General features: G+C 57.8%; 9 protein-coding genes and 1 tRNA gene. 5 read left to right on the top strand and 5 right to left on the bottom strand.

Annotated elements, in window-relative coordinates:
- Positions 1–950 precede the first annotated feature (950 nt).
- From FXB40_RS13600 to FXB40_RS13590, 3 genes are all read right to left on the bottom strand, one after another.
- A complete protein-coding gene (locus FXB40_RS13600; protein ID WP_148772696.1) occupies positions 951–1,526 on the bottom strand; it encodes a hypothetical protein in 576 nt (191 codons plus the stop codon).
- Positions 1,523–1,804: a DUF6074 family protein gene (locus tag FXB40_RS13595; protein WP_148772695.1), complete on the bottom strand. Its 282-nt coding sequence runs from the start codon at positions 1,802–1,804 to the stop codon at positions 1,523–1,525. The genes FXB40_RS13600 and FXB40_RS13595 overlap by 4 nt, the downstream gene beginning before the upstream one ends.
- A gap of 426 nt (positions 1,805–2,230) precedes the next feature.
- The gene (locus FXB40_RS13590; RefSeq protein ID WP_246207588.1) at positions 2,231–2,536 is read right to left on the bottom strand and encodes a helix-turn-helix domain-containing protein; all 306 of its coding nucleotides are present in this window, start codon (positions 2,534–2,536) and stop codon (positions 2,231–2,233) included.
- Between the two features lie 298 nt (positions 2,537–2,834).
- Between FXB40_RS13590 and FXB40_RS13585 the strand changes: the two genes are divergently transcribed.
- The 5 genes from FXB40_RS13585 (at position 2,835) to FXB40_RS13565 (ending at position 10,275) form a co-directional block, all read left to right on the top strand.
- Positions 2,835–3,461, top strand: coding sequence for a hypothetical protein (locus FXB40_RS13585; RefSeq protein WP_148772694.1), 627 nt, complete (start codon positions 2,835–2,837; stop codon positions 3,459–3,461).
- Between the two features lie 1,286 nt (positions 3,462–4,747).
- Complete coding sequence (locus FXB40_RS13580; protein ID WP_148772693.1) at positions 4,748–6,526, top strand: adenylate/guanylate cyclase domain-containing protein; 1,779 nt, start codon at positions 4,748–4,750, stop codon at positions 6,524–6,526.
- 187 nt (positions 6,527–6,713) lie between these two features.
- A complete protein-coding gene (locus tag FXB40_RS13575; RefSeq protein ID WP_148772692.1) occupies positions 6,714–7,589 on the top strand; it encodes a phosphatase PAP2 family protein in 876 nt (291 codons plus the stop codon).
- 15 nt (positions 7,590–7,604) lie between these two features.
- Positions 7,605–9,128: a S8 family serine peptidase gene (locus FXB40_RS13570; RefSeq protein WP_148772691.1), complete on the top strand. Its 1,524-nt coding sequence runs from the start codon at positions 7,605–7,607 to the stop codon at positions 9,126–9,128.
- A 145-nt stretch (positions 9,129–9,273) separates the two neighbouring features.
- Entirely contained in the window at positions 9,274–10,275 is a 1,002-nt protein-coding gene (locus FXB40_RS13565) for an NAD(P)H-dependent flavin oxidoreductase (RefSeq protein WP_148772690.1), read from the top strand.
- 223 nt (positions 10,276–10,498) lie between these two features.
- On the opposite strand, the gene FXB40_RS13560 is transcribed toward FXB40_RS13565, so the two are convergent.
- Together FXB40_RS13560 and FXB40_RS13555 are read right to left on the bottom strand one after the other, a co-directional pair.
- Entirely contained in the window at positions 10,499–11,728 is a 1,230-nt protein-coding gene (locus tag FXB40_RS13560) for a tyrosine-type recombinase/integrase (RefSeq protein WP_148772689.1), read from the bottom strand.
- Between the two features lie 160 nt (positions 11,729–11,888).
- A tRNA-Ser gene (locus FXB40_RS13555) sits at positions 11,889–11,978 on the bottom strand.
- Between the last annotated feature and the right edge of the window lie 276 nt (positions 11,979–12,254).

Raw genomic sequence — 12,254 nt, 5'->3', positions numbered from 1 at the left:
TTGCCGATGCCGCCGCCTAGCGTATGACCCATTGTCGTCTCCTATAACCGCCAGTTCAACCGGCGGTGCTACTTGCGGTTATACCGGCGGTACTACCGCCGGTCAGATGTCGCCACGATCCCAGGGCTCGGGTGTCTCATAGCTGCCCTGTCTCATCTCGATCATGAGTCGGGCGATGTCTCGGGCGCCGCGGCCGTAGCCGGTCTGCTCGACATAGCGCGCGAAGCCCGCGCTGAGATCAGGCAGGTTAGCGCCAGCCGGTCAGGATGCTCGCGGCCGGCGGGATCGGTGCCTCGACGATCGGGTGCCACGTCAGCAGCTCCGGCGATGGCCGATTGCTGCACACAACGTCGGATACTGAGCGCCCAGCTTCTATCCCCCTGATGCAGCCATTCCGGCGTCTGACGGGGGCGAGAAAAGCGGTCCATGTCGTCCTATGCTCATGCAATGCTCCCAGCATGCTCCGAGCATTGCTCGGGCATCCTTGCGGGCTAGATCACGCCCGTGTCACGTGGGTTGGGTGTCTCAAGGTCAACCTGTCTCATCTGGATCATGAGGTCGGCGACCGCCCTGAGCGCGGCGGCCGGAGCCGATCGAAGTAGGCCATAGCCGCACAACGTCCAGATCGCGCCCAGGACGCGCAGGACCTCACGGCAGCCTCACATGGGTCCGTCCGGCTTGACGCCGAAGTCCGTCTTTCGCACTCGGCGCCGATGGTGGCACAGCGCTGGCGGTCGTCTCGATGGCGAAATGAATGGCTACCGCGAGCGCCGCCGTGATGATGAATGCGACGCACGGGATCACGGCTGCATCCCGCTTCACGACGCAGCCGCCTCTGCCAGTGGCGCGGGCCGCTTGAGCTTGGCCTCGAACGCGGCCCGCCCTCCGGCGCCACGCCGAATTGGCGCGCCACACTCGTCTTGTTGAGCGAGGCGACCGCAGTTGATCGATCAAGCAACACTGCGTCCCCTCCCCGAGATATAGTTAGTAGTGGTGGTTTCCGTACTGACCCCCGTAGTGACGATTTCCGCACTATAGGCTATCGAGTTGTGGTGCGGTTTGCGGGGGTCGCTCTTGGCGTTTTCCGCCCTCAGAGATTCTGCTTTGGCCAGACGAGCGGCGCGGGCAAGTGCTTCCGCCTCCTCGGCGCTTTTGATTTGTCGCCATTCGTGCGTGCCATCGTTCCTGGCGCCCTTGACCGGTCGAAAAGTCAGCCGAAAGAGGTTCGGAGATCGACGGTTCGCGCTGCCAGCTCGGCCCCTCACAGTGACCTCGATAAACCCGAGCGCCTCCGCTTCCCTCATGGCTGGCGCGATCGCATGTCTGTGAATGCCGTAGTGCTCGAAATCATCGAATGTAACAGGCAGGCGTCCGTTGTCGTGTCCACCGTGGTGTGCAAGTTCAATCTCGATTCGGTTGATCAAGCGCAAGGCGGAGAGGCTCAGGGTCCGATAGGCATATGATTCCAGCATTTCAACAAGGCGCCCCGCAAATTGGCCGCTGAACGATGATGATCGGCGACTCATTGCGCGTGCCCCGGAGGCTGCATCACCGCGCGCCATAGGGCGGTTCGAATCGCGCTTTCCATGCACCGGGCCTCGCGCAGGATCAGCTCCTCACTGATACCGCGGCGACGCATTGCATCGATCTGGATCTGAATCTGAGTGCGGACGTGGCGTTGGCCCGCGTCGGGATTCAGTTCGGCGGCGCGCGTCGCCTGGCGCTCGATGAAGGCGCGCCGGTGACGGTAGGGAAACGGCACCACCTCGGCCACGGACCGGCGCTTTTCACAAAATCCGCGCATCGGGCCCCTCCCAGGAAATGATCTGGAGTTTGGGGTACGGCGAAAAAGGGCCATGCAATCCAATGCAAAGCAATTTCCCCAAACCTATTCCTAAGAGCTTGATTTTTCTGAATTCGGTCCCTTCGCTAGGGAGCGCCACCCGGCTAATCATCAAGTTGCTTTCCTTCCATTCTCTACGATCTCACGCAGCCTCGCACCGTCTGCGCCGACTTCTTCGCTGATGCCGCGCCGCCGCCTCATCTCCACGGCCTGCGTGGGCTTCGCGGTTTACCGTGTGGGCCCCAGGAGCCACCCACGTGCGAGCGCGACCATTAGATCGGCTTGCTAGCGCAGCAGCATGGAGTTCTTGATGGCAAATGCTCTGAGTCCGCTCTCACCCAAACGGACGTAGCTCCACGAGGATCTCTCCGGAGCCTCTCAGTTCTTCTAGCCACCGCAGTCGCGACGCCGGGCTTCCTCTTGCAAACGGCGCTGGATGTAGGTCTCGACGCTGCGCCACAGAATCTTGCGCGAGCGGCCCTGGCGGTAGCTGTCGAGCTCGCCTCGATTAATCAGCTCATACAACGTCGCTCGGCCGATCTTCAAAGCTTTCATGCACTCATTGACGCTCACCACGAGCCCCTGCCCGTCGGAACTGCCAACGCCGCTAATTTTCTCAAAGCCTGCACAGTTTTTCATTATCGCCTGCTGTTTGATCAGTTTGGAGACCGAAACCGAGCAACTGTTCTCCACGTGTCACCTCGTTGCTTGCTGCGCCCCCACACCGAGCCTTTAAGTGCCGCTTCAGCGCTGCTGAGGTGATGTCAGTCCAGCATCTTCGGGAACTCTGCTTGTTCAGAAACTCGGCGTTAACGAGAATTGCTTCAAATGCCTCTCATGCGCGAACTAAAACGGCTGCACGAATGATTGCTGCCGCCGTGCATCCAATTTTTTCTGCGCACGGCAGCGCAAAGCGATGACACAGAACCGCCCCGCCCTTACCACCCCGGAGCAGCTAGTCGGCTTCTTCTATTGGGATGAGCGAGCCTCAATGTACTCTGCGTTGGCGCGGAGGGGGCGCGTTCCTCCAGCGCTGCTGCACGCGGCTCAAACGACTCCCCATGCGCCGGTTCACTGGGATCCAGAATTTGAGGGCGTCGATCTAAGCGACTACAAATTTTCCATAGGTTCGGGAAAAGAAGAACAGATTCCGCACGACACAACGGACATTCTGCCCTTAACAGTCGCTGAGGCTGTGTCGGCTTGGCTGGTTAGAGAGGCTCAGCGCACTAAGAGCGCAAAGGGCGCGGCTGTAAGGCACGGGAAAGCAGTCTCCAAGGCACTACTCTCATGGGTCGCATTTGACCTGTTGCAAGCTCATAAGAAGACTCCGCCCGGTCCGTGGCTGAGAAAGCTCATCTTCTTACAGTTAGGTCTGACTCCGCCGTCACCAAAGGACATTGCGCGGTATGTTGCACGCGAGCAGGCGGCCCACCTCATAGCAGAGAACAAACATATTCGTTCAGCAACAGTCGCAGCTCAAGTCAAAGTAGATCCATCGAACGTCAGCCGCTGGCGGAAAAGTAAACAATTCCAAGATCTCGTGAAAGACTACGCTGGACTTTTGGACAAGCCGAGAAGTCGCCCAAAGCGGTTGATAAAGAAGCCGGGCAAGTAAAAGCCCCACCTTCAATGAGCTACGCGAGCTCTTTTGACGGATACTCCATCCTCCACATTGTCTTGAATGTTTGGCGTTTTTCGGCGCGCGGGGCGATAGCTACGGTCACAATCTACGAATTGGACTGGAAATACTGCGCTGCTACCTTTTTCCAAGCGAACCTCGATAAATTTCTGCCTCAAGAGTGAAACCCGAAGTCGCTGGGCTTGAGCGTTTTGGTCTGCTTGTGACCCAACTGAGATGGCGCACCAGTTTGCTGTTGGGCAAGAATGCGGCAGGCGCTGTGGTCAGCTGCAACGCTCCGGCCCGAGCGGAGACAACGGTCACGGCAGGACCAGAGCTTGGGAAGACCGGTCCGCTGAAACCGACGCTAGCGGTCATAAAGCTGATTGCGATTGTCCATCCCCGCAACCGTCCTCGGGTCTTGCGACGTCGAGACCTCGAGATGCTTGGGAGCACGCGCGCGCGGGCGCCGGTCTCGATGCGCTAACGCACGAAGATGCCGTGGTTAGCGATAGTTGCGCGCTATGGCGCCGGTCCTGTTCGGAAGTCAGTACCGCCAATACGATAACGCCGCGCCTTGGGGCAAGGCGAAGCGGCCGGGGCCTAATCGATAACGAAAACGGCGACCATCAGGATGTCCGGAACCGCCCTGCGGACCTGAGCCGGGATAAGCCAGTAAGACTGGTCCAGAGGAAGCATTCGAAAATACTTTCAGCAATGCGTCGAACCGGGTTGGGGTCGATCTTCCTCGGCAAATGCCTTCAGCAAATCAACAGTATACCTGCTGGGAAGATTTTGCCCCGACGCCAGTAGGGAGACTGTCTCCGACCGGCAAGTCGCCGAGGGACAAGCCCCGACGAAATAGTTGTCCGCTGGCGCTGGCGGCGGAGATGTTGCAGGCGTCCAGAGACATTCGTGATGTGAGGACTGCTTTCGCCCTAACTCGATGATGTTGAAGCTTCTGGGTTCTCGGTGGAAAGCGTGATGCGTTGTCGGCTCCTTGGGTGGGACATTTACCAACAGTCTATGTGTACAAACACGGTTAGTTCCGGACTTTGAACGGTCGATTATCGCCCTACAAGACGCCGTAATACGCAGGGAAATCTTTTGGAGAACCTGAGACACTCGCGAGCCACACTTCCGCTATTGGGACTGACATCCTTTTGATCCAAGCCGGACATCCCTAATTAAGGCGCGCAGGTTGCATAACTGGCTGGTGTATTACTCGCATGGCCACGGGAAACACGCTATAGTATTACAGATGGGCACCGCGGAGCACCCGGATGGCCAGTGCAGTCGCCACGTTAACAACGTCCGCCCAAGTGGTCAGGCGGATGATGGCCATTTTGGCCGCCGACGTTGTCGATTACTCCCGGCTGACGGAGGCTGGTGAGGTGGATACGCATGTCCGCCTTCGCGCTTTGCGCGTCCAAACGATCGATCCCTGTGTGGTTTCCTATCGAGGCGCTATCATAAAAAACACGGGTGATGGATTTTTGGCATCATTCGATAGCGCCGTGGATGCTGTTCGGTGTGCAGTAGAACTTCAGCGCGAGCTGGTCGCAAGTGAGTCTTCTCTACCCATTGATCGCAAGATACGAGTGCGCATTGGTCTGAACGTCGGAGAGGTTATCACCGAATCCGAAGACATTTACGGGAACAGCGTCAACGTGGCGGCCCGGCTCGAACAATTTTCACCGCCTGGTGGCATCGTGATTTCGGCCGCCGTCCTCGCCTCTGTAAAGTCAACCATGGACGTTTTGGTTGAGGATATTGGAGAACTCGAACTAAAGAACATATCGCAACCAGTTCATGCCTATTCAATTTGCATTCCTGGAATAGATCATGCGTCGCGATTGCCTCGGCGTGCCAAGTTGCCGTCAATCGCAGTTCTCCCATTTCGGTCGCCCAGTGAAAATCCGGAAGAATCTTATTTCAGTGAAGGGATGGTCGACGACATCATATTCACCCTCGCGAGCGTTCGAGGATTGCTCGTTATCTCGCGCACCTCTGCGCTACTTTATCGCCACGAACCGACCGATTTACAGAAAATTGGTCAGGAGCTGGGGGTCAGTTATGTGTTAGGTGGGAGCGTGCGCCGCGCCGGCAGCAAGTTGCGGATCAGCGCAGAACTCTCGCATGTCGAAACGGGCTCCGTAATATGGACAGACCGATACGACGGTGATCTATCGGATTTGTTTGATCTACAAGAGCGCATCGCAACACGTATCGTGTGGAGCATCGCGCCGCACGTGCGCGAGGCCGAGCTGAAGTTAGTGATGCGAAAACGTCCCGAGAACATGAACGCCTACGACCTCCTGATGCGCGCGATCGACTTGCTGTATAGAATGATCCCTTCCGATTTTGCGCTAGCGGGAAAAGTATTGCGGGAGGCCATTGCCGCTGACGATACTTACGCAACTGCCTACGCTTACGCAGCGCTGTGGCAGGTCCACAATATCAACCAGGGTTGGACCACCAATCAGGAAGCGGATTCGATCGCAGCGGCTAAGCTCGCCGCGGCCGCGGTTGATCGTGACCCCGGTGATGGCTTTGCCCTCGCTATTTTAGCTCATACCAAAGCTGTACTGTTTCGAGATTACGACAACTCCGTCCGGCTTTTCGATCGCGCGCTCGAGGTCGCTCCTGGCAATGCTATGGCCTGGACGCTCAGCAGCGGCGTCTATTCGTATACCGGGCAAACGAAGTCAGCAATAAAACGTGCGGAAAAAGGGATGCGATTGTCGCCGGTCGATAAGCAATCGTTTTTTTACCTGCTGTTCCTGGCCCTAGCTCATTACGTTGATGGCACCCACGACGAAGCGATTGTCTGGGGACAAAAGAGCGCCGCTCTTAACCCTCGGCTGTGCTCAAATCTGCGCTGGCTTATCGCTAGTTTGGTCGCCGTTGGCAAAACCGATGAGGCTCGGCATTTCGCTCGGACCCTGCTTGAGGTCAATCCCGGCTTTCGTTTGTCGAATTATGAAAAGTGGTGTCCGCTTCAGACTGATTTGCGAAACGAGCTGCTCGGCAGACTGCAATCCGCAGGACTTCCTCAGTAGTTTCCTGTTCTACCTGCTTGCTCATCTGCCTGTCGTACGTAGAGGAATATACCAATAGACCTGTGATCTATTTCACAAGCCGATGTGCCTCAAGAGGGAGTAGCATCGACGGGATACGAGAGTTTACTGACGACCGTTAGATTCTTCAAAGCCTGAATGCAGATTTTGCGCAAGGGAGGATTGCAACATGGGTGGCGGTTGGCAAGGTGGTGGTTGGCTAGGGGGTGGTTGGCAAGGTGGTGGTTGGCAAGGGGGTGGTTGGCAAGGTGGTGGCGGTGGCGTCCCAACTTTTGCCATGCGGGCGGATAAACCGTTTGCGGATTTCGCCGTACCGTTGAACGACACCGCGAGATACCCCGATTTCCCTAAGCGATATTGGGATCCAGATCTGTGGGCGCTAACAATCCTGCCCGAATTTTTTACACTTCCAAAGATCAACGCGGCGGATCCTCACCCCTTTGCCTGGCAAAATATCACCCTGCCGGCACCCGCTCCCATCACTGCAATTGACATCGGCCGCATGCTGATATTGGCGGTCACCGAGCGACCGGAGGCGCTCGGTGAGATCATTCAGCAGGATCAGAATCTTCAGCTATCCTGGCTGCAACTTCTGATGATGGATGCGAGCACGCATCCGTGCACATTCCTGCTCATGAAGCTTGCCGCAAGAGTGGGCGAGACCATGATGATGGTCCTCAAGCGCCAGTTTGATCGCCCGCGTCCATCACAAGTCTCTCCCAACTTGTTTCCGCCGGTCGCAGTCCCCGGCCATGGGTCCTATCCGGCGGGTCACGCTTTGATCGGCCGTCTGACCTCGATTTGCCTCGATGAGGTGGTGCCAAACCGAACTGCTGCACTTATGGAGCTTGCCCGACGTGCCGGGTTCAATCGCGTCATCGCCGGTCTGCACTATGAAAGTGATGTCATTGAAGGCTACAAGGTGGCCGACAGGATTCTTCCCCTCCTCAATCTGTGTCCGACCTACACGAAGGTGAAGAACGAACTCGTTCTAAGAAGCGAATGGGTGGTGGATCCACTCCCACCACCAGGAACGAACCAGTGATTGCAGGGGATTCTCATGGATAAACCTGGTCCGGACTACGTTCGCGTTCTTGCAGTGCTAAGAAGACAAGGGAAAAAGCAGCAGTGGCTGGTCGATCTCGCAACAAATCTGGTGAACAACGAGCCGCCTCGTGTCGTGGAGAGTGAAGAATCCTTACTCCCGTCAGAGTTTGTTCTGGACACGTCGTTCTATGCGGTTCCGTTAGGCCCTTTTCAACCGGACACACTGGATTTCGAGAACGAAAGGATCAGCCTCGATCATGCCGGCTTGAGTATTTTCCTGCCCGAAAATTCCGAATATTTCACCATTCGCGGATTTGTACTGGCAAGCGGTCCAGCTTCGATCCCGCTGACTATAAGAGGCAAGGATGGCAAATCTGACCTGAAATTGTATTCCGATCCTCGGACAGCAGCGTCGCTGCTGTGTCCCAATGATGATCCATTAGGTACAATCGACGATGCGCGAGCTAAGCTCAGGGTTGACCGCCTGGGCGCCTACGGGCTCGACGGTTCCAAAGTCGCAGTCGCGATGCTCGACAGCGGCATTTTTCTCCCGCACCTCAGCAGAATAAATCTTCTCACGGGAGCGTCCGAGCTCACGCGACCTCAGCCGAGATTCCCGCTTCCGCAGAGGCTGCCGGCCGATCCGCCAATGCTTGATGTGGCGAACTCCTGGACACCCGACAGGATGGCGACGCCGCCCGGCGGCCACAGGATCGATCACGGCACCATGTGCGCGTACAATGTCTTAGCCGTCGCGCCGAAGGCAACGCTGCTCGATTATCCGCATTTGAGCGCGCGCGCGCCAGGCGACCACACCGTCGGGGGCACGGTCGGCGCCGCAGCGGACGCCTATAGCAAACTTATCCACTTCTGGATTCACAACATTTTGGCCGGATCAGCGGCGAAGTACCGGGCGCTCGTCGTTAACAACAGCTGGACCATCTTCCATCCGTGTGAAGAGGACTTTCCACCGCCCGATCCGCGCCGATACATCGATAATCTGAATCATCCATTTCACGTATTGGTGTGGATTCTATCCCAACTCGGTGCCGATATTGTATTCGCAGCCGGCAACGGCGGCCTGCCATGTCCTTCGCCGCCCTTTCTCCATCTCTCCGCCGGATCTATCAGGGGTGCTGCCGCGTACGCTGAAACGCTTACTGTTGCGGGATGCGACGTGCACGATTTTCGCGTTGGCTATTCATCACAAGGGCCTGCGGTGTTTATGGCGCCGGGACCGACACCGGACAAGCCGGACGTTACAGCCTACACACATTACTTGGGATCGCAGGTCTTTGGTGAGAGATCGGCAGATGGCGGCACCTCTACCGCCTGCCCGATAGCGGCAGGATGCATCGCGGCGATACGTACCAAAGTTACGCCCGTAATGGTGCCACCTGCACAACTGTTTGATTCACTCAGATCGACTGGCCGGCAGGGGAACGGCGGTGACCCAGGCGGCGTCTATAACCATGACTATGGATACGGAATTATAGATCCCCTCGCAGCACTCCAACAACTTGGGGTGATGCCGTAACATGGTTCATGGGCGCCGAAGCTTCACTAGCGTAGATCATTGCCTGTAGATCAGTCGACGTCCGCCCATCTGAGCGTAACCGATACTAGGCCGAGGTGCTGAATAGAGCCGGAGCCTATGATGGAGGCATCAGTGGGGATAACAGGTGACCCAGACCTCGGGAGAAGACGTAATGCTGAGGACTCCACTGTGTGACGTTCTTGGTATCGACGTGCCAATCATCTTGGCGGCCATGGGCGGCACCGCCTCATCCGCGGAATTTGCTGCCGCTGCTTCGAACGAGGGAGCGCTGGGCAGTATTGGATCGCTGTTTCGAACCAGCGCTGCCATCAAGCGCGACGTCGACATGGTGAAAGAACTAACAAACCGGAATTTCGCTGTGAACCACATCCCGCCAACCTTGGACGCGGAAGCATTTCGCCACACACTAGCTGCGCGGCCAGCAGTCATATCGTTCGCTCTTGGGGATCCCGGGGATCTTGTACGGCAGGCTCACGACGTCGGTTCAAAAGTGATGATTCAGATTACGACGGTTGCGCAAGCGATCGAAGCGGCTGAACGTGGTGCCGATGTAATTATCGCGCAGGGCGGTGAGGCGGGCGGCTACGGCGGCATCGTAAGTACGATGGCTCTTGTTCCGCAGGTCGTCGATGTCGTTTCACCCATCCCAGTGGTCGCAGCCGGTGGCATCTTTGACGGACGCGGCATCGCCGCGGCGTTCATGCTAGGGGCGGTCGGCGTCAACATGGGGACCCGCTTCCTCGCGTCCAAAGAGGCTCCTATCGAGGACGCATGGAAGGCGGCAATCGCTTCGGCCCAATCCGAGGATGCGGTGAAGGTAGAAGTTCTAAACGATATTCAACCCCTTCCGGGCACAGCGGGGTACGGCACGGTCTTGCGCTCTTTGCGCACGCCGTTCATGGACGAGTGGGGTACAAAGCGTGAGGAGGCGCGCCGGGATGGCGAGCGCCTTTGGACAGAGATCCAGGCAAGAGCCCGGGTCGGACGGCGCCACGAGACGCTGCTCACAGCGGGGCAGACCTCCGGCGGTATTACGGAAATCCTGTCAGTAGCCGAGATCATACGGCAATTAACCGCAGAGGCTGAAAAGGTTTTGTCACGAGGGCCGAGTTTGGCCTCACGCTGACAAAGAAAGCGTCCCGGCCGGATTGACCCAACACCTAGACCAGTGCCGCTCCGCGGCCCGGACTCCTGGATTATTCACAGGCATTCACGTCGGCTGATGGCCTCCAGCGGCCCTTAGCCAAGGTCCACTAATCCGTAGCTGAGTGAGGACTAGCGGACATTGGATCGTCTCATCGAGTCACCTTGTAGTTCCCCACGCCTATGGCTGGCTCAGCTCGAAAGCTCTACCCTGCCCTCCGATCGTCCAATGCGACCACCTTGGTGCTAGTCAGGAATGCGGCCCAATCTTTCATCAGAGCTCGACGCTTTTCGAGCTTCTGACCACGTTGATAAGCCGCAGTCGTCTCGCTCTTGTACTTATGGGCGAGCGCAGCTTCTCGGACTCCATCAGGATAGTCGGTGCATTCCTCGGCCCAGGTGGCAAAGGTAGACCGGAAGCCATGCACAGTAACATGTCCGTAGCCGAGACGATCGAGTACCGCCAGCATCGCATTTTCGGAGAATGCTCCGCCATCGGGATTAGTAAAGATCAGCTCACCTTGGCTGCCATTCCGCATCTCGTCGAGCACAGCTAGCGCAGGATCTGTCAAGGGAACGTGATGGTCTAGGTCCATCTTCATCCGCTCGCCAGGGATTTTCCAAGTGGCGGCCGGACTATCGATTTCACACCAATGCGCTTCGACGGCCTCGTTCGTGCGGCAAGCCGTGAAGATTAGGAAGCGCAACATGGCGGCGGCGGTTCCAGACGCGCCGGCGAGTACCCTCATGAACTCCGGCGCCTCGCTGTATGGCAAGGCTGGATGATGGCGAACCACCCGCTTGGGGCGCTTTGGCAGCTTCTCGCGCAATTGCCTCGTCAATTCAGCCGGGTTGCGAAAGTCTGGATCGTCGATATCGACGTTCTTCGCGATGATCGTTTCGATCCGGCCGCGGACCCGGTTCGCGGTCTCCCGCTTTTCTACCCAAATCGGCTTCAGCAGATCGTGGATGTGGCTCGGCTTGATCTCGGAGATCGTCAGTTTGCCGATGGTGGGATAAGCGTAGCGCTTCAGGGAGGATGGCCACTGATCGCGATGCTTTTCGCTCCAGGTCGACCAGTTCGCCCGGATGTAGGCTTCCGCGCATTCCTCGAACGTCGACAACATCACCTTGGCCTCGACGGCTTTCGCCTCTTCGCGCCCCTTTCGCCTCTCCTGGACGATGTCCACGCCAGCGGTGCTACGATCGCCTTTCACCCGCAGCCGGGCTGCATCACGGGCGAGTCGCGCATCCTTTAGCGACACATCCTTAAAGGAGCCGAGGCCGTGCCAGCGCTCCTTGCCGTCTTTCCAATATCGGTAGGACCAACTCTTCGATGTCGGTCCGTTGACGATCAAGTAGAGACCTTCGCCGTCGGCGTATTTGCCGGCCTCGTTTTGGCGCTCTACGTCTATAGGTTTCAGCCTTCCAGCCATTGTTCCTCCGGGAAACCGTCCTCCGAACCCACGGTCTAAAGCTACGGTCAGCGTCCCGATTAAGGAGAACACCGGCGAACTGCGAAGTACAGTCTTTCGGCGCAAGTCACTGATTTTGCTGTGGAGTTCGAACGACTGAGAACAGTGGTGAACAATATACTGGCGGAAGGGGTGGGATTCGAACCCACGGTACCCTTGCGGGCACGCCGGTTTTCAAGACCGGTGCCTTAAACCACTCGGCCACCCTTCCAAGCTCGGAATGCAAGTCCGGAATGGCTGTCGCTTAACGCAGTCGGCCGCGCAAGGCAACGCGAAGTTGGGCCGCTCGCACCGCCCGCCCTGCCTTTTTGCGGGAACGGGGATCTGTCAGGCGCGCGTCAGTTTGGTCCTCTAGCCTCGGTCGGGACTGACGATGCCGCCCAGGGCGTCGGCGGTCGCGAGGCCCGGTTGGAGTAGCCTCCATTTCCGGGCCTCGCTTGGCTTCGCCCGCAAAAGAAAACGCGGCGCCCTTTTGGGCACCGCGCGA

It is taken from the genome of Bradyrhizobium rifense, assembly GCF_008123425.1.
Classification (GTDB): Bacteria; Pseudomonadota; Alphaproteobacteria; order Rhizobiales; family Xanthobacteraceae; genus Bradyrhizobium; species Bradyrhizobium rifense.
This window is presented reverse-complemented; position numbering and strand designations above follow the sequence as displayed.

Bases quoted from the DNA above. Each gene is read 5' to 3' on its own strand.
- FXB40_RS13595 (WP_148772695.1), bottom strand. From the start codon at position 1,804: ATGCGCGGATTTTGTGAAAAGCGCCGGTCCGTGGCCGAGGTGGTGCCG.
- FXB40_RS13585 (WP_148772694.1), top strand. From the start codon at position 2,835: ATGTACTCTGCGTTGGCGCGGAGGGGGCGCGTTCCTCCAGCGCTGCTG.
- FXB40_RS13600 (WP_148772696.1), bottom strand. From the start codon at position 1,526: ATGAGTCGCCGATCATCATCGTTCAGCGGCCAATTTGCGGGGCGCCTT.
- FXB40_RS13580 (WP_148772693.1), top strand. From the start codon at position 4,748: ATGGCCAGTGCAGTCGCCACGTTAACAACGTCCGCCCAAGTGGTCAGG.
- FXB40_RS13570 (WP_148772691.1), top strand. From the start codon at position 7,605: ATGGATAAACCTGGTCCGGACTACGTTCGCGTTCTTGCAGTGCTAAGA.
- FXB40_RS13560 (WP_148772689.1), bottom strand. From the start codon at position 11,728: ATGGCTGGAAGGCTGAAACCTATAGACGTAGAGCGCCAAAACGAGGCC.
- FXB40_RS13575 (WP_148772692.1), top strand. From the start codon at position 6,714: ATGGGTGGCGGTTGGCAAGGTGGTGGTTGGCTAGGGGGTGGTTGGCAA.